This window comes from Novosphingobium sp., from assembly GCF_027489515.1.
Taxonomy (GTDB): Bacteria; Pseudomonadota; Alphaproteobacteria; order Sphingomonadales; family Sphingomonadaceae; genus Novosphingobium.
The window spans coordinates 34,551-52,141 of record NZ_JAIXZS010000103.1 but is presented as its reverse complement, the minus strand read 5'-3'; the positions used below and the strand labels follow the sequence as shown (position 1 = coordinate 52,141).

General features: G+C 65.3%; 15 protein-coding genes. 8 read left to right on the top strand and 7 right to left on the bottom strand.

The window, feature by feature from the left end; all coding sequences use genetic code 11:
- The first annotated feature begins 267 nt into the window (after positions 1–267).
- The 3 genes from Q0082_RS18295 to Q0082_RS18285 all read left to right on the top strand — a co-directional run bounded on the left by Q0082_RS18295 (position 268) and on the right by Q0082_RS18285 (position 3,102).
- Positions 268–525, top strand: coding sequence for an ATP synthase F1 subunit epsilon (locus Q0082_RS18295; RefSeq protein WP_054121972.1), 258 nt, complete (start codon positions 268–270; stop codon positions 523–525).
- A 208-nt stretch (positions 526–733) separates the two neighbouring features.
- Positions 734–2,122, top strand: coding sequence for an aminomethyl transferase family protein (locus tag Q0082_RS18290; protein WP_298195047.1), 1,389 nt, complete (start codon positions 734–736; stop codon positions 2,120–2,122).
- Positions 2,123–2,262: 140 nt separating this feature from the next.
- The gene (locus Q0082_RS18285) at positions 2,263–3,102 is read left to right on the top strand and encodes a beta-etherase (protein WP_298195046.1); all 840 of its coding nucleotides are present in this window, start codon (positions 2,263–2,265) and stop codon (positions 3,100–3,102) included.
- Between the two features lie 4 nt (positions 3,103–3,106).
- Here Q0082_RS18285 and Q0082_RS18280 read toward each other — a convergent pair whose 3' ends face one another.
- Genes Q0082_RS18280 through Q0082_RS18270 form a run of 3 tightly spaced genes read right to left on the bottom strand, consistent with a single transcriptional unit; the run spans position 3,107 to position 5,372 of the window.
- Positions 3,107–3,847: an IclR family transcriptional regulator gene (locus Q0082_RS18280; protein WP_298195045.1), complete on the bottom strand. Its 741-nt coding sequence runs from the start codon at positions 3,845–3,847 to the stop codon at positions 3,107–3,109.
- Positions 3,847–4,242, bottom strand: a complete 396-nt coding sequence (locus tag Q0082_RS18275; protein ID WP_298195044.1) for a nuclear transport factor 2 family protein — start codon at positions 4,240–4,242, stop codon at positions 3,847–3,849. Before Q0082_RS18275 ends, Q0082_RS18280 begins: the two co-directional genes overlap by 1 nt.
- On the bottom strand, positions 4,239–5,372 hold the full coding sequence (locus Q0082_RS18270; RefSeq protein ID WP_298195043.1) for a cobalamin-independent methionine synthase II family protein: 1,134 nt from the start codon (positions 5,370–5,372) through the stop codon (positions 4,239–4,241). The genes Q0082_RS18275 and Q0082_RS18270 overlap by 4 nt, the downstream gene beginning before the upstream one ends.
- Positions 5,373–5,513: 141 nt before the next feature.
- Here Q0082_RS18270 and Q0082_RS18265 point away from each other — a divergent pair, with 141 nt between their 5' ends.
- Positions 5,514–8,012, top strand: coding sequence for a glycoside hydrolase family 9 protein (locus tag Q0082_RS18265; protein ID WP_298195042.1), 2,499 nt, complete (start codon positions 5,514–5,516; stop codon positions 8,010–8,012).
- 8 nt (positions 8,013–8,020) lie between these two features.
- Here Q0082_RS18265 and Q0082_RS18260 read toward each other — a convergent pair whose 3' ends face one another.
- Entirely contained in the window at positions 8,021–8,866 is an 846-nt protein-coding gene (locus Q0082_RS18260) for a helix-turn-helix domain-containing protein (RefSeq protein WP_298195041.1), read from the bottom strand.
- 109 nt (positions 8,867–8,975) lie between these two features.
- On the opposite strand from Q0082_RS18260, the gene pobA reads away from it, so the two are divergent.
- Together pobA and Q0082_RS18250 are read left to right on the top strand one after the other, a co-directional pair.
- Positions 8,976–10,145 (top strand): 4-hydroxybenzoate 3-monooxygenase, encoded by a 1,170-nt coding sequence (pobA, locus tag Q0082_RS18255; protein ID WP_298195040.1) that lies wholly within the window; start codon positions 8,976–8,978, stop codon positions 10,143–10,145.
- Positions 10,146–10,282: 137 nt separating this feature from the next.
- Positions 10,283–10,954, top strand: coding sequence for a response regulator transcription factor (locus Q0082_RS18250; protein WP_298195039.1), 672 nt, complete (start codon positions 10,283–10,285; stop codon positions 10,952–10,954).
- A 41-nt stretch (positions 10,955–10,995) separates the two neighbouring features.
- On the opposite strand, the gene Q0082_RS18245 is transcribed toward Q0082_RS18250, so the two are convergent.
- Together Q0082_RS18245 and Q0082_RS18240 are read right to left on the bottom strand one after the other, a co-directional pair.
- Positions 10,996–13,383, bottom strand: a complete 2,388-nt coding sequence (locus Q0082_RS18245) for a TonB-dependent receptor (protein WP_298195038.1) — start codon at positions 13,381–13,383, stop codon at positions 10,996–10,998.
- A gap of 140 nt (positions 13,384–13,523) precedes the next feature.
- The gene (locus Q0082_RS18240; protein ID WP_298195037.1) at positions 13,524–15,119 is read right to left on the bottom strand and encodes a sulfotransferase; all 1,596 of its coding nucleotides are present in this window, start codon (positions 15,117–15,119) and stop codon (positions 13,524–13,526) included.
- Between the two features lie 75 nt (positions 15,120–15,194).
- Between Q0082_RS18240 and Q0082_RS18235 the strand changes: the two genes are divergently transcribed.
- Positions 15,195–16,481: an amino acid permease gene (locus Q0082_RS18235; RefSeq protein WP_298195036.1), complete on the top strand. Its 1,287-nt coding sequence runs from the start codon at positions 15,195–15,197 to the stop codon at positions 16,479–16,481.
- Positions 16,478–16,663: a hypothetical protein gene (locus tag Q0082_RS18230; RefSeq protein WP_298195035.1), complete on the top strand. Its 186-nt coding sequence runs from the start codon at positions 16,478–16,480 to the stop codon at positions 16,661–16,663. The genes Q0082_RS18235 and Q0082_RS18230 overlap by 4 nt, the downstream gene beginning before the upstream one ends.
- On the opposite strand, the gene Q0082_RS18225 is transcribed toward Q0082_RS18230, so the two are convergent.
- Entirely contained in the window at positions 16,660–17,520 is an 861-nt protein-coding gene (locus Q0082_RS18225; RefSeq protein WP_298195034.1) for a TSUP family transporter, read from the bottom strand. The two genes, Q0082_RS18230 and Q0082_RS18225, sit on opposite strands and share 4 nt — an antisense overlap.
- Positions 17,521–17,591 lie beyond the last annotated feature (71 nt).

Here is a 17,591-nt window from a genome sequence, read left to right as displayed (position 1 = left end):
GTTCGTTCAAGGCGGTGGTCGACGGCGAATACGATCACCTGCCGGAAGCTGCGTTCTACATGGTCGGCGGCATTGACGACGTGATCGCCAAGGCCAAGAAGCTGGCTGAAGAAGCGTAAGACAAAGCGCCCCTCCCGCGAGCGGGAGGGGTCGGGGGAGGGCCTGTTGGGCAGCCTTTATCCCGAAGCAAACATGCCCTCCCCCAGCCCCTCCCGCTTGCGGGAGGGGAGATTAGAGGCCCTCCTGTGAACGGAGGGGAGTTTGATCATGTCGCTCCACTTCGAACTCGTCACCCCGGCCCGCCTCGTCCGTTCGGAAGAGGTCTTCATGGTCGAAGTCCCCGGCTCCGAAGGCAACTTCGGCGTGCTGGAAGGCCATGCGCCGTTCATGTCGACGATCCAGGACGGCGCGCTGCGTGTCTACCGCACCAATGGCGCGGCGCCTGAGGATATCCGCATCACTGGCGGGTTTGCCGAAGTGAGCGAGAAGGGCCTGACGGTCCTCGCCGAACACGTCGAGGGCTGATTTCCGCCACGTGGTTAGCCAAGGGGCCGGTCCGTTTGGGCCGGCCTTTTGCGTTTGGGGGTAGCGCGGCGAGCCTCTCCCACGGTCGGGAGAGGCTGGCTGGGGATGCGCGGCGAACTTTTTTCGCTATTTCACATAACTGAACTTTTCAGCCCGATGAAATTGAGGCATGGCGACTCCGTTACCGACATTCCGGGAGAGCCCTGCCATGACCCAGTCCCTCGAAGCCGTGATCGGCGCGCAATCTGACCTTGTCCACTTCCTGCGCAACCAGCAGGTTGGCCCCAACGTCTATCCCGGCGTCCCAGCGGAATATTCCAACTGGCGCGCGGAGCAGTGGGCCTGGGGGCACACCGCGGTGCTCTACAACCAGTCGTACCACATGGTCGATCTGGCGGTTAAAGGCCGCGATGCCTTCGCGATGCTCGAGCATCTCGGCATCAACTCGTTCAAGAACTTCCAGCCCGAGCGCGCCAAGCAGTTCGTACCCGTCACCCCGGACGGCTACGTCATCGGCGACGTGATCCTGTTCTATCTGGACGAGAACCACTTCAATCTCGTCGGCCGCGCGCCGACGATCGAGTGGGTGGAATACCATGCCGCGACCGGCAACTGGAACGTGACCGTGGAGCGCGACGAGCGCTGGGCGATGCGCTCCGATGGCAAGCGCAATTCGTACCGCTTCCAGGTGCAGGGCCCCAACGCGATGAAGATCATCGAGAAGGCCATCGGCACCACCCCGCCCGAGCTAAAGTTCTTCCACATGTGCCGCCTGACCATCGGCGGCAAGGAAGTGCGCGCGCTGCGCCACGGCATGGCGGGGCAGCCGGGCGTCGAGCTGTTCGGCCCCTGGGAAGACTACGGCGCGGTGCATGCGGCGCTGGTCGAGGCGGGCAAGGAATTCGGCATGGCGCTGGTCGGCGGCCGGGCCTATTCGTCCAACACACTGGAATCGGGCTGGATCCCCTCCCCCTTCCCCGCGATCTACACCGGCGAGGCGCTGGCGCCCTATCGCGCGTGGCTGACCGCCAATTCCTATGAGGCGAAGTGCTCGGTCGGCGGCAGCTGGGTGCCCGAGACGGTCGAGGGCTATTACACCACGCCGTGGGATCTGGGTTACGGGCCGTTCGTGAAGTTCGATCACGAGTTCATCGGCCGCGCCGCGCTCGAGAGGATGGCGGCGGCGGGCAATCACCGCACCAAGGTGACGCTGGCGCTCGACAACGAGGACGTGATGCGCGTGCAATCGTCCGCGCTTTCGCAGGGCGAGCGGGCGAAGTTCATGGAATACCCGAGCTCGGTCTATGCGATGCATCCCTTCGATCAGGTGATGAGCGGGGGCAAGCAGGTCGGGCTTTCGACCTGGATCGGCTACACCGCGAACGAAGGCAAGTTCCTGACCTTGGCGATGATGGAGCCGGGCTTCACCGAACCGGGCACCGAAGTGACGCTGCTGTGGGGCGAGCCCGATGGCGGCACCAGCAAGCCCACCGTCGAGCCGCACGTGCAGACCGAGATCAAGGCTGTGGTAGCGCCCGTCCCCTACGTGGCGGCGGCGCGCGACAACTATGCCGAAGGCTGGCGCACGCGGAATTGAGCTGAGCCTGCACGAAGACACCAGACGCCGGTTTCGCATGAGCGGGACCGGCGTTCTTGCTGTCCGGGCCACCCAAAAATAGTTTGTGTTACTAACAATATCTGGCAGATTGCCGGCAACCAGAACCCAAGAGGATTGCCATGGCCGCGAACAACACGATCACCTTTTATGACCTTGCGCTGAGCACGGGCGCGACGATCAGTCCGTTCGTGTTGGCAACGAAATATGCCTTGAAGCACAAGGGCTTCGAGCTGGATGTCGTGCCCGGCGGGTTTACCGGCATTCTGGAACGCACCGGCGGCAAGACCGAGCGGCTGCCCGCGATTGTCGATGATGGCGAATGGGTGCTCGATAGCTGGGGCATCGTCGAATACCTCGACGCCAAGTACCCTGACCGACCTGCCCTGATCCCGCATCCCTCGGTAGCCGCGACCTTGAGGGCGCTCGATCACTGGTTCTGGAATGCCGCCGTCGGACCGTGGATGTTCTGCTTCTGCGCGGACTACCGCGATCTTTCGGTGCCGCAGGACCACGAATATGTGACGCATAGCCGCGAGAAGATGCTGGGGCGCAAGCTGGAAGAGGTGCAGGCCGGTCGCGAGGAACGCCTGCCCAAGATTTCCGCCGCGCTGGAGCCGCTGCGCGCCGCGCTGGGTCAAAGCCAGTGGCTGGGCGGGGATACGCCCAACTATGCCGACTACCGCATCATGGGCGGCATTCTGTTCACTGCATCGGTGTGCAAGGTGCCGGTGCTGGCCAATGACGATCCGCTGCGCGGCTGGATCGAGCGGTGCCTCGATCTCTACGGCGGTCTGGGCCGGCACCAGGGGCTATTTCCGCTGTTCGGGCTCGAGCAGCGCGAGGGCGATCCGGACCTGTTCAACCGCGCGGCGGGCCAGGGCGGCATCTACAAGCGCAACACCGGTCCGGATTCGACGCGGGCGGAAACGCAGCGCATTACGGAAGGGATGAGGAAATAGCGCTCTAGGCAAGCGCAGCGGCGGCCCGCAGCAGGGCTTGCCGCACGCGGGCCTCCAGCGCGGCATCGAAGCGGACGGCGGGAATGGCGACGCTGAAGGCGCCGACGAACTGGCCGTCGATCCGCGCCGGGACGGCAGTGCCCACGATACCGACGGTCGCTTCTTCCCGGGCCACCGCCATGCCTTCGCTGGTGATGCGGGCGATATCGGCGGTGAGGTCCGCTTCGTTAGTGCGGGTGGCCGGGGTGAACACGGCGCGGGTTGTTTCGGCAAAGTAGCGTGCGCGTTCGGCTTCGGGCAGCGCGGCGAGGATAACCTTGCCCGCTGCCAAGGCATGCAGCGGTCGCCGCGTGCCGGGATCGACCGCATAGCGCAGCGCCTGATCGCTCGCCTCGGTGACGATGGCCTCCACTTCCCAGCCGCGCTGGACCATGAACGAGGCGGTTTCGTTGAGCTCGCCCTTGAGCGCGCGGACGAGCGGGGCGACACGGTCGGCCAGCGGCAAGGCCTCCTGCGGAGCGCGCAGGCGTTCGAGCCCCGGTCCCGGCAGATAGCGCCGCCCTTCGCGCACCAGATAGCCGCGATCCGCCAGCGTGGTGAGGAGATAGGACAGGCTGCTCACCGGAATGCCCAGCGCGCCGGCAATTTCCTGCGCCACCGCGCCTTGCCGGTGCGCGACCACGAACTCGATCACATCGAGCGTGCGCAGCGCTGACTTGACCGGGGGTGCGGCGGAAGCGGTCATCAGGGCGCAAATGTCAGCGAGCCGCGCCGCTCGGCGAAGCGCCAGCCTTCGGCGGTGTGCACGAAGCGATCATGGAACGAGCCGACGAGCGGCGCGGCGGCGCCGGTGAACAGCAGCATGGCGCTGACGCCGCTGGCCGCATCGGGACCTTCCACGGTAATCACCACGTTGCTGCAGACGTGCCGCGTGGTGCGCGCCGGGCGGCTCTTGAACGCGGCAAGGATCGCCTCGCGGCCGTGGATCGGCGCATCAGGTGCGGTGGGGCGAAACATCACCCCATCCTCGGCATAGAGCGCGGCGACTTCGTCCCAGCGCGCCTCGTCGTTGAGGTTGGCGTAGAGCGCGATGAGGCGGGCGCAATCGGCCTCGGCAGCGCGGCGTTCTTCCTCTGTCATACGCGCGCCGCCGCGATATCGGCACCCTCGCGCAAGTTGCGCAGCTTGCGCCAGGTGACGATGGGATCGATCTTGCCGTAGCCCGCGAACGTGCCGAAGCCGCAATCGGTGCTGCCCACAACGCGGTCCGGCCCGACGATGGCGGCAAAGCGTTCGATGCGCTGGGCGATCAATTCGGGATGCTCGATGTAGTTCGAGCAGGTGTCGATCACACCGGGGGCGAGGATCTTGTCGGACGGCAGCTTGGCGTCCTTCCAGACCTTCCATTCATGCTCATGCCGCGGGTTGGCAGCTTCGAACAGGACGGTGGAGGGGCGCGCCTTCAGCACGATATCGATCACGCGCTCCAAGGGGATATCGTGGTCGTGCGGGCCTTCGTAGTTGCCCCAGCACACGTGCATCCGCATCCGCTCGGGCGGGATATTGGCGGTGGCGGCGTTGAGCGCCTCGACGTTCGCGGCGGCGACATGCAAGAAATCCTCCTCGCTCATGTCCTGATAGCCGGTGTGGCGGCTCATCGCGAGATCGGGGCAATCGAGCTGGAGGTAGAAGCCCGCGTTCACGATCGTCTCGTATTCCTCGCGCATCGCATCGGCGAGATCGGCGAGATAGGCCTCGTGGCTGGGATAGTGGCGGTTGACCTGAAACGCGGTGATGAGGCCGGGCGACGCGGCGTTCATGAAGGCTTCGGTTTCCAGCCCCGCGTGCTTGTCGAGCGCCGCGCGGAAGCGGCGGATATCGTCATGCAGCGGCTGCAGCGAAACGAGGCGCACATCGCCGATGCACGAGGCGCGGACGAATTCCTGGCTGCCCATGATCGCCGAGAGCTTCTTGGCAAGGTTCGGCACTTCGGCAAGGTCTGCCGCAGGCTTGCGGTCGATATGGCCGCCGAAGCCGGAGAGGCGCTCGATCATGTAGGTCGAGTAGCCGACCTTGCCGAGTTCGCCATCGGAGACGACCGAGACGCCAACCTCCACTTGCGCCTTGACGGCCGCATCGACCGCGCTGGCAACCGCGGTGTCGAAGGCCTCGGCGTCATAAGCCTCACCCTTGTCCCGCGCGAGGAGCAGCGGAGTGAGTTCATCGCCGCGCGGCAGGCTGCCAACATGAGTGGTCTTGATCTTCGCCATCACGCATCGCTCCAGTTCATACTTGTGAACTTTTCATAGAGGATGGCGCGGACGTGGCAAGCCGATGATCACCAAGAAAAGCATTGCAGGCGAGTGCCGCTTCTCGTTATGTTACCGCTATCATAATGTGAGAGGAATGCCATGCGAAAGACCTTCAGCCTTGGGCTGCTTGCCACGACATGTGCCTTTGGCGCGCTTGGCGGCGCATCTGGCACAGCCTTGGCGCAGACCCTCACGGTCAGCCCCGCGCAGACGCTGGAGACGCAAGGGCTCAGCGTGATCATCGAGCAGAACCAGTTCAGCCCGATCTTCTTCGACGAGAAGAATGCCGGCATCCAGATTGTACTCCACGGCGAACGCATTGCCACCGATGGCGAAGTGCGGCTCGATCCCACGCCCGAACAGTGGGCACCCGTCCCCACGTTCGGCGGGCGTACGCTGGGCAGCGCGCCAGGCGAGATCGTCGTCAGCTCAAGCTATCCCGAGCATAATCTCAAGTACCATGTGAAGGTAACCGCAGAGGACACCGGCTTTCGCATCGCGGTGGATCTCGATGCGCCGCTGCCGCCGGAGCTGGTCGGCAAGGCGGGCTTCAATCTCGATTTCCTGCCCACCGCCTATTTCGGCAAGACGTTCTTGATGGGCGGGGTGGCGGGGCTGTTTCCGCGCAACGCGGCAGGACCGATGGCGAAGGACAAGTCAGGCGATCCGCTCCCGATCGCTTCGGGCGCACAATCGATCACGCTTTCGCCCGAGGATCCGGCGACGCGGGTGACGATATCGGCCAATGCTCCGCTCGCGCTCTATGATGCACGCAACCGCGCGCAGAACGGGTGGTTCGTCGTGCGCTCGCTGATCGCGGCGGGAGCGACCAAGGATGCCGTGGTCTGGCACGTGCGGCCCAACGTGATCGCGGGCTGGACGCGGCCGCCGGTGATCGGCTTCAACCAGGCGGGCTATACGCCGGGGCGCGAAAAGGTGGCGCTGATCGAGCTCGATCCCGCGTTCAAGGCGCCGGCCGAAGCCACGCTGGTGCGCCTGACGGAAAGCGGCACCAGGGACGTGCTTATCGCACCGGTCAAGCCGCGCGGCAAGTGGCTGCGCTATGCCTATGCCGCGTTCGATTTCAGCGCTGTTCGCGAGCCCGGGCTCTATGCGATCCGCTATGCCGGGCAGACGACCAACCCCTTCCCCATCGCCGCCGATGCCTATGCACGGATCTGGCAGCCCTCGCTCGATACGTTCCTGCCGGTGCAGATGGACCACGTGACGGTGCGCGAGCAGTACCGCGTGTGGCAGAAGGATTCGCACCGCGACGACGCGCGGCAAGCACCGCCTAATGTGACGCTGTTTGACGGCTACCGCATGGGTGCGGCGCTCGATTCGCCGTTCAAGGCAGGCGAACACATTCCGGGCCTCGCCGTCGGCGGGTTTCAGGACGCGGGCGACTATGACATCCAGACGCCGCAGAACGCCGCCGTTGTGCGCGATCTGGTCTGGGCGCACGAGCTTTACGGGCTCGACTGGGACGAGACGAGCGTGGACGAGGCCGCGCGGCTCGTGGAGATCCGCAAGCCCGACGGCACTGCAGATGCACTGCAGATGATCCGGCATGGGGCGCGCCAGCTCCTCGCGCAGTACAATGTCTTCGGGCACGCGATCGTCGGGATCATCGATCCGACCTTGCAGCAGTATACCCACCTCGGCGATGCGGGTTCGCAGACCGACGGACGGGTTTATGACGCCGCGCTCGGTGCGCACGAGATCGTCGGCGACCGATCGGGCGCGCCTGACGACCGCTGGGCCTTCACCACGCATTTTCCGGCCAACGACCTCAACATGGCCGCCGGGCTGGCGGCGGCGGCGCGGGCGCTGGGCGCACTCGATCCCGCGCTGTCGGCCGAGGCGCTCGCGGCAGCCAAGGCGCTGTGGGCGAGCCAGAAGGACGCGAGCGGCAACAGCAGCGACGGGCGCGACGACGGTGGGTTCGATTCGGGGCTGCTCGATGCAGCGAAAGTGGCAGCGGCGGTCGAACTGGTGATCACCAGCAAGGGTGATCCGGCCGCGCAGGCGGCGATGCGCGCGCTGCTGCCCGCAATCGAGGCGCGGTTCGAGCGTATGAGCGCGCCGGCGCTGCGCGCGCTGCCTTGGATGGATGCGGCCTATGCCAAGCGGATCAAGGCGAAGGCTGCCACAATAAAGGGCAAGGTCGATGGCTGGCTGGCCGGCAATCCCTTCGGCGTGCCGGTCAGCATGGGGGGCTGGGCCGGATCGGGCGAAGTGGCCGCATTCGGCAGCAGCATGTATCTGCTGCACAAGGCCTTTCCCGACCTCATCGGGCCTGAATACACGCTGCGCGCGCTCGATTACCTGCTGGGGAGGCACCCGGCCAACAACCTCAGCCTCGTATCAGGCGTAGGCGGGCGATCGAAGCTGATGGGCTATGGCCACAACCGGGCCGACTTCGGCTTCATTGCGGGGGGCATGGTGCCGGGTGTGCGCGTGATCCAGCCAGACTTTCCCGAGCACATGACCGACTGGCCGTTCCTGTGGTTCGAGAACGAATACACGGTAAGCACGACGGCTTCGTACATCCTCGCCGCGCGAGCGGCGGCGGTTACGACGGCGGAGAAACCGTAAACGCGGATTCAGCCGCCGCGCTCCTCCCCCGGGCGCTTCCCGGTCATGCGCAAGTAGAAGCGCGAGAAGTAGGACGGGTCCTCAAAGCCGAGTTCGGCAGCGACCTGCGTGGCGGTGGCGTTGGTATAGCGAAGCAAGCGCTGGGCTTCCAATGCGAGGCGGCGGTGGATCAGTTCCATCGGCGAGCAGCCGAGCCGCGCCGCGGTAAGGCGTGAGAGCGTGCGGCGGGTGAGGCCCAATGCGCCAGCGTAGAAATCGAGATCGCGGTGCTGGCGGTAATGCAGCTCGATCAGCTGACGGAACCGGGCGAGGCGCTGATCGTCGCGGATCGGTGCATCGGCCTTGCCGTGGTCGCGGCCCAGCGTGCGGATCAAGCTTTCTGCAAGCGCGAGAAACAGCGGATCCTGCTGCTGCCAGTCCTGCTGGAGCACGAGCATTTCGCGTGCCAGCCAGAGCGCACGGGCAGCGGCTTCCGGCGAGAGCTGCGCCATGCCACCGCGCGCAAGCATGGCAAGCAGTGGATCTGCGGTGCCCGCCGCGCGTGTGGAAAAGTCTGTCGACAAGGTGAGGACAAAGCCGCGCGTGCCCTGACGGAAGCGAAAGCCGTGGACCATGGCGGCGGGGACGATGACCCGGCCGGGACCCTCGAGCCCGGTCTCCTCGCCTTCCAGCGTGACTGCGGCGTGTCCCTCTTCTACCAGAAGGACCTGCACGAAATGATCGTGGCGATGGATCCCGATTTCCCAATCATGCAGAGCGCTGCGCTCTGCAATAGTCTCAATATGCGCGAATCCGCCCGGAACCGGGGCGCTGCCCTCACCGTAGAGCGCGTAGCGGGGAATTGCTTCAACCATGTCCCGATAGTGCCAAGTGTTTGTCCCAGCGCTGCCTTCCACGGACTGCCCCCGGCTGTCAAATTACGAAACATGGCGTGCACGAGCGGGCACGGAGGGAGAGACCATCATGCGGACCGAAGTTGCCATCATCGGAGCGGGGCCAGCCGGGCTGCTGCTGGGCCATCTGCTCAAGGCCGAGGGAATCGCTTGCGTGGTGATCGAGCGCCAGACGCCGGACTACGTCCTTTCCCGCATCCGCGCCGGCGTGCTGGAGCAGGTGACGGTGGGGTTGATGGAGCGGCTCGGGCTCGATGCGCGCCTCAAGGCGGAGGGGCTGGTCGAGGAGGGCTTCAATCTGGCCGACGGCGAGCGGCTTATCCGCATCGATGTGGCGAAGTTCACCGGCAAGACGGTAACCGTCTACGGGCAGACCGAGATCACGCGCGACCTGATGGATGCAGCGCCGGAGCGCGGGCTCGAGGTGATCTACGGCGCAACGGACGTGGCGCTCCACGATATCGAAAGCGACGCGCCATCGGTCAGCTTCCGCCGTGATGGCCGCGAGGAGCGGGTGACAGCGCGCTTCATTGCCGGCTGCGACGGCTTCCACGGCCCCTCGCGCAAGGCGATCCCGACCTCGGTGGGCCGCGAGTACGAGCGGGTCTATCCGTTCGGCTGGCTGGGCATCCTTGCAGACGTGCCGCCGTGCAACCACGAGCTGATCTACGCCAATCACGAACGCGGCTTTGCTCTCGCCTCGATGCGCAGCCATGTGCGCAGCCGCTACTACATCGATGTGCCGCTGACCGAGAAGATCGAGGACTGGAGCGATGACCGGCTGTGGGACGAACTCGCGGTGCGGCTCGGGCCCGAGGCGGCGTCGAACATGACGCGGGGGCCGGCCATAGAGAAATCGATCGCGCCGCTGCGGTCCTATGTGTTCGAGCCGATGCGCCATGGCAGCCTGCTGCTCTGCGGCGATGCTGCGCATATCGTGCCGCCGACCGGGGCAAAGGGGCTGAACCTTGCGGCAAGCGACGTGCATTATGCGGCAGAAGCGCTGAGCGCCTATTTCAAGCGGCACGATAACGATGCGGTCGCCGCCTACTCTGCCCGCGCGCTCGCCCGCGTATGGAAATGCGAGCGCTTCAGCTGGTCGCTGACCAAGCTGATGCACCGCTTTCCTGACGATGGCCCGTTCGAGCGCGCCATGCAGGTGGCTGAGCTCGACTACATCGCCTCGAGCGATGCAGCGCAGGCGAGCATTGCGGAAAACTATGTGGGGCTGCCGGTCTAGCGCCGCTCCGCCTGGCCCGGCGCCGCCTCCCGGGTTGTGCCGCTGACAGGTGCTGTCACATCGTCATGGTGCCGTCACACACGGGCGACAAATAGCCCGCGCGGGTGGGTTGCCCGCCTGCGGGGGAACCGGCTTCGATGCGGCAGATCGACATCCTTCTGACCAATGCGCTTCCGGGCGGGCAGGACACTTTCGTCCATGGCGACCTGCGCGTGATCTTCCACGCGTGGAACTGGTCGGCGCCCCTGCCCCTCCTGGACGGCAGCCCGTGGGCCTTTGTCGACTGGCTGCTGCCTGAGCTATCGGGGCTCGAACTGTGCCGCCGCCTGCGCTGCGATACCCAGACCGAGGCAGCGCACATCACGCTGGTGCTGGAAGAAGACGATGCCGACGCCAAGCGCCGCGCACTACGCGCGGGGGCGGACGACTACATCATGGGCCCGATTGACCGCGCGGCGGTGCTCGACCGGGTGCTTTCTGTCCAGCTGCCCGAGCGCGAGGCGCCCGCACGCGCGCTGCGCCTTGGCGAACTTTCGCTCGATCTCACCGCATTGCAGGCCCGCTGGCGCGAGAAGCCGGTGCCGCTGATGCCGAACGAACTGCGCCTGCTGCGCTATCTGATGGAGCAACCAGGCCAGGTCTTCAGCCGCGTGCAGCTCATCGCGGCACTCGGCAAGAAGGATCAGCCGATCGACGAACGCACTGTCGACGCGTGGGTCAGCCGTCTGCGCCGCGCGCTGCGCGAGGCGGGCGCCGGCTATCCACTGCGCACCGTGCGGTCATTGGGATACGTGCTGGACAGGCCGTAGGGAACGGCGGACGCCCTCGAAGAGGACGCCCGCTCTCTCCCTTACAGATCGTGGCCGAGCTTGATGCCGAACACCTGCGGCTTGATCGGATAGAACCGCCGGCCTGCACCGCAGATCGAAGGTGTGCAGACGGTGTTGATGCTGAGGATGCCGCGCTTGTCGAACGCGTTCTCGATGAAGGCCGAGATATCGAAGCCCGAAACCTTGGCGCCCAGCGAGAAGTCGAACGTCTCGAACCCCTTGGTGCGGCCAAGCAGATCCGCCTCACGCGAGGTGAGGTAGGAGCGCGTGCCCGACTGGTGGTTGATCGTGCCCTGCACGAAGGCCTTGGCCTTGCCCATGGCGAACTCGTACCGCGCGGTCATGTTGCCCTTGAAGCGAGGCTGGATCGGCAGCGGCGTGCCCTTGGGCGCCGCGACCACGCCGAGCGTGCAGTCGGGATTGCCGTTGGTATCGAACGAGCAGAAATCGGTGGTCAGCTTGCCATCGATCAGCGCACCCGAACCCGAGAGGTTGAGCCCGCCAAGCCGAAGGTTGAAGTCCATCTCCGCGCCGTAGACCCGTGCATCGCCCGCGTTGTAGATGTTGGTCACACCGTTCGAGCCGACCGGGCTGAGGCCGTACTGCAGGTTCTTCCACTTCTCATAGAACAGCGCACCATTGAGGCGCAGCTTGCGGTCAAACCACGAGGTCTTGAATCCAAGCTCGTAGTTGTCGAGCGTATCGGCGATGTAGGGATTGACGTTGGGCCGGCGGTTGTTGCCGCCCGGGCGATAGCCGGTCGAGTAGGTCGCGTATACCAGCCGGTCCGGATCGATCTTCCACGTGAGGTTGACGCGGTGCGTCTCACCGTCCTGCTTGGCCTGGCGATCGAAGTTGTTGCAGACGCGGTCGTCGGCCTGAACGGGTACGCAATTGGCCGCCGTGGTGTTGGACTTGAAGCCCGAGAAACCGACGAAGGTGTTGTTGACCTTGAACACGCGGATGCCCGCGGCGAGCGTGAGCTGCGGGGTTATGTCGAACGAACCGTCGATGAACGCCGCATAGTCGCGATCGACGCGGTAGGCGCGTGTCGCGAAGAGGTCATCGCCCGACTTGGGCACCGCCGGCGAGTTCGGAATGCCGGCCAGCCCGTTGATGTAGTAGTCCGCAACGATGCGGTCGGTCTGGCGCTGGTAGAACACACCCGCAACGAGCTTGAGACGATCACCGCTGGGCGAGGCGATGCGCAGTTCGTGGCTCTGCTTGGTGAACGCGTCGTGGTTGCTGACCTGCTGGGTGGGATCGAGGAAGCTGCCGTCAGCCGCCTGGAAATAGGTGTAGAACCCGCCCTGGAACTGGTCGTAGGCGACCGAGTACTCCGAATAGTCGCCCTGGTTGGAGATCCTGCGGTCGAAGTAGCCGCCGGCGTACGTGAGGTCCCAGTTGCCGAGCTTGCCGTTGATGGTCAGCGTCGCAAGCGCCCAGGCGTCAAGGTTGCGCGAGGGGCCGAAGTCGGTGACCTTGAGATCGCCGAAGCGCGGATCGAACAGGAACGAGCCCTTGGTCTTCTGGTTCTGGTAGACGACCGAGGGCTGGATCGTCCAGCTGTCGTCAAGATCGACCTTCAGCGCGGCGCGGCCACCAGCCGTGTCGGTGGTGTTGACGTTGTCCTTGACGAACTTCGCGTTGTTCACGGTGACGTTGGTCGCCGGGTTGTCGTCACCCAGCGTGAAGGTGCGCGTACCTGGCACGCTGTCGATATAGCCGCCGTCGTGCTGGTAGAAGGCCATAAGGCGCAGCGCCGCGCGATCGCTGAGCGGAATGTTGACATAGCCTTCGAAGCTGCCGCCGCCGGTGCCCTTGCCCACCTTCGTGCCCGAGACGTCGACACGGCCGGAGAAGCCGCTGGAATCAGGCTTGTTCGGAATGATGCGCAGCGTGCCGGCGAGCGAGCTCGAGCCGAACAGGGTGCCCTGCGGACCCGAAAGCGCCTCGACCCGCGCGATATCGTAGACGTGGAGGTCGACCGCATTGCCGATGGTGGTGACGGGAACTTCATCGAGATAGAGCGCTGCGGTCGGCTGCGAGCCGCCGCGCAGGCCGTCACCACCGCTGGTGATACCGCGGAACGAGAGCTGGGTCTGCCCCGGGCCGAACGACTGGAAGCTGACGCTGGGCAGCGCCTTCGCATAGTCGTCGAAGCTCGAGACATTGAGTTCGTCGAGCTTCTTGGTGCCGAACGCCTGAATCGAGATCGGCACATTCTGCAGGTTTTCGCTGCGCTTCTGCGCGGTCACAATGATTTCGGTGCCATCGGAGACGGCGGTTGGTTCACCGCCGGCCTGCGGGCTATCCTGAGGGGCTGTCTGCGCGAGGGCCATGGGCGCCGCGAACGCCGCAGTCGCCATCAGAATGCTGCGCGAAACGCGCGTGTACGCCGTCGTCATATTATTTTCCCACCTTCTTGGTCCCCCAGGACGGCGCGGACCGTGATCCGAGTTACCGACAATTTCAACCGTGTTTCAGCGATGTGACGCCATCCATCGGCATGCGTGGCCGATTTGCAACGTAATATTGCAGGCTTCGCTTACCAGCCCTGCGGTGCCGCGGGATAGGCGGTCAGGACCTCGCCGAGCGCGGATTTGAGCGGTTCGAGGAAGGGTTCGAACGGCTTCCACGCTTCGGTTCCCTCGCGGAAGATCGGGCGGCGGACCTGTTCGGAGCTCGGCGTGCGCACGGCGCGTTCGGTCTCGTAGAAGGCAAGGCAGGCAGGCTCGAACGGCAGGCCGCACGCGGCGAGCAGCGCGCGCACTTCGGCCTCGGTATCCTCGACCATGCGTTCGTAGATCACGCGGTGCACTGCGCCAGGCAGCACTCGGTCGACATGCGCCATGAGGCGGACGTAGTCGCGGTAATAGGCGCCCATGTCCTCGAGCGAATAGGAGAAGCCCTGCCCGCGCGCGAAATGCTGCTTGAAGTTGGAGAAGCAGCACGAGAGCGGATGGCGGCGCGCGTCGATGATGGTCGCATTTGGCAGGATCAGCCGGATGAACGGCACGTGGAGCCAGTTGTTGGGCAGCTTGTCGATGAACAGCGGGCGCGCCGTGTGGCGCTGGACGCGGGTGCGCTCGAGGTATTGTTCACCAAGGTCCTTCAGCTTCGCGGGATCGAGCGCGGCGAGGCTGGCGGGATAGTCTTCGAGGCTGCGAGCAAGAATACCGATATCGGGCAGTTCGCTGGTGCCTTCGACCGCGCTGTGACTGGAGAGGATCTGCTCGACCAGCGTGGAGCCCGCGCGCGGCATACCCAGCACGAAGATCGGATCGCGCGCAGGGCATCCAACCCCTGCGTATCGCGCGAACATCTCCGGCGTGGCGACCGCGATGGCAGCATCGACCGCGGCAGTTGTCTCGGCGGCCTTGTAGGGCAGGCGCTTCTTGCGCAGCGCATTGCCAGCCGCATAGTGTGCGAAGGCGAGTTCCGGCTCGCGGCGATCCTCGTGCGCCTTGCCGAGTGCGAAATCGAGGTGCCAGCGGTCCTCGGGGCTGACCTGATCGCCCGCCAGTGCGGCCTGCATGGCGGCGATATCGTCATCGCTGAAGCGCACCGTCTTGAGGTTGGCAAGGCTCCACCACACTTCGCCCAGCCCCGGCTGGATGGCGAGGGCGCGGCGATAGGCGGCAATGCCTTCGCCAAGCCGCCCGACGGTCTTGAGCAGATGGCCGTAGCTCATCCACACCTTGGGCTGGTTCGGTGCCTCCGCCAGCACGCGGGCATAGAGCGCGAGCGCCTCGTCGAATTCACCGATGCGGCCGTACGCGGCAGCCTGCAGATTCGCGTTGCCGAGGTTGTCGGGATCCTCGGTGGTGACCTGCGCCAATTCGTCGAGCGCCTCGGCAACGCGTTCGGTGCGGTAGAGCACGAGGGCGAGATTGGCACGCGCCGGGGTGAAATCGGGCGCGAGCTCTATGGCGCGGCGCAGCAGGTTCTCAGCATCGTGATAGCGCCCGATACGGCCCGCAAGCTCCGCAAACAGGCGGATGGCGCGCACATCGAAGGGGTTTTCCTTGAGCAGCGCGCGCAGCAGGGGCTCGGCCTCATGCAGCGCATTGGCGTTCATCGCCATCGCGGCGCGAACGAGGCGGGGATCATAGCTGCGGACGTGATCGGGGAGGCTGGCCATTGCGTCCGCAACAAACACGGGTGACGCGGCGCGATCAAGCGCTAGTCTATGCGCAAAGCAAGAATGGGAGACCTGATGAACAAGCCCCGCGGCCTCAATTTCTGGATGGTGCTGGCGCTATGCGTGGGCAACATGGTTGGCTCGGGCATCTATCTGCTGCCTTCGACGCTGGCGCCGCTCGGCACCAACCAGCTTCTGGGCTGGATGGTCACCATCGCAGGGGCAACTGCGCTCGCCGCCACCTTCGCACGGATGGGCGCGCGGATGCCGGGATCGGGCGGGCCTTATGCTTATGCGCAGGCGGCGTTCGGACCCTTTGCCGGGTTTGCGACGGCATGGAGCTATTGGGTCATGCTCTGGGCGGGCAATGGCGCGATCGCGGTCGCGGTGGTGAGCAACCTCAGCCTCGTAGTGCCGTGGATCGGCAAGACGCCGGGTGTGCCCGCAGTGCTGGCGGTCGCCTGCGTGTGGGGGATGACCTGGCTCAATATCCGCGGCGTGCGCGCGGCGGGGGCGTTTTCGGTGGTGACGACCGCGCTCAAGCTGATGCCGCTGGTGCTGCTGATTGCGCTCGCCGTGTGGTTTGCGGCAAGCGGCCTGCCGCGCGTGGAGCAGCCGCCTGTTTCGATCGCGCCGGGGGCCATCGCGACAGCGGCCGGGCTGACCTTCTGGGGCTTCCTCGGCCTTGAATCCGCGACCGTGCCTGCCGGCAAGGTGGAGAACGCGGCACGCGTGGTGCCGCTCGCGACGATCATCGGTGTGGTGCTCACAGGGGCGGTGTACTTCGGGATCAGCCTTGCGTTTTGGGCCTACATGCCTGCCGATCAGGCTGCCGCCTCCCCTGCCCCGGTTGCCGATTTCCTTGGTCGGACATTCGGCGGAAGCATGGCCTCAGTCGTTGCAGTGTTTGCCGCGATCAGCGCGTTCGGAACGCTCAACGGCTTCATCCTGCTGCAGGGCGAAATGCCGCAGGCGATGGCGCGCGGCGGGGTGTTTCCGGCGTGGTTCGGCAAGGACGGCGCGCGCGGAACGCCGGTGCGCGCGCATATTGTTTCCTCGTTGCTGCTGAGCGCAGTAACGCTGCTCAACTATGGGCGGGGGCTTGGCGACCTCTTCCAGTTCATCGCCTCGGTCAGTCTCGCGGCAGGAATGCTGGCCTATTTCATGAGCATGCTGGCTGCCATTCGCCTGCTCCCCGAAGAGCGCGGACTGGTCCTGATGGCGCTGGGCGGCGCAGCGTTCATCGGCTGGGCGACCTGGGGCCTCGGCGCGAGCGCAGTGGGCTATGGGCTGGGCCTCGTGCTGGCAGGGGTGCCGGTCTATCTGGCTGTGCGGCGGGGGCAGGAGGCCGCGCTTGCATGAGGCCGCGCTGGTGGAAGCGCTTCTGGCTGCGCTATCTCTACTACTTCAAGCAGCACTGGATCATTGCCGGCACGATCACACTGTGGGTTCTGTGGATCATCGTGCAGATCGGAATTCAGCTTCTGCCGGTGGTGCTGGAGTTCCTGCTTGAACTCGTGATGTCACTGATCGCAGCGCTCTAGGCCTTGCGGTAGCCTTCGCGCGCGGCGCGGGCCATAACGACCGCAGCGTAGAGCACGACCACGATCACCAGCCAGCGCAGCATGGCGACATCCATACTCTTGACCACGAAGGCAGCGACAAGGACCGCCGGGACACCGCCGAGAATGATGCCGGTGACGACGCGCATGTCGATCTCGCCGATCAGGATGTGGCGCACGCTCGCCCCGGCGCCCGCAAGCGCGGCGCTGCCTGCCATGACCGGGAAAGCATAGCGCGGGTCCATGCCCATCAGGCTGAACATGATCAGCGTGGGCGCATAGTTTCCGATGCCGAAGTTGACGAGGACGCCGAAGACGAAATTGGCCGCAATCGCGACGACCAGCCACGGCAGGCTGAGCGTGGAAGCGGTGCCACCGCCGGGCATCAGATGGAGATTCATGATGGTGAAAATCGTCGCTGCGATCACCAACGCCAAAGCGACGACGGCCTGCACCACCCAAACCTGCGCACGCGCGACGAGCGGCGCGCCTGTAAGCGCGCCGGAGAGCACGGCAAGTACGCAGCCCACCAGCAGGACCGGATCGACCTGAACGCCGAGCAGGATCAGAAAGATGATCGCCTGCATGATCGAAGGCCCGGTGTGGCCGACCAGCATCGTGCTGGGGATCAGCCGGTCCGGCACCATGCGGCGGAACTTCATCCACGCCGTGGTTGGCGCCATGGAGCCGATGCCGAGGGTATCGAAGAAGTTGGTGACAGCGCCCAGCAGGATGGCTTCGGGCGCCGGAACGCTGCGCTGCGCGATCGCCGAGCGCAGCAGCGCGAACAGATAGAAGGACACTGCCAGACCAAGCGGGATCAGCAGCGCAATCAGCATGGTCTGTTCCCTTTGGCCCTGTTTAACAGGCAAAGCCTAGCGCATTTCAGCGGACCTGCAATGCCACCGGC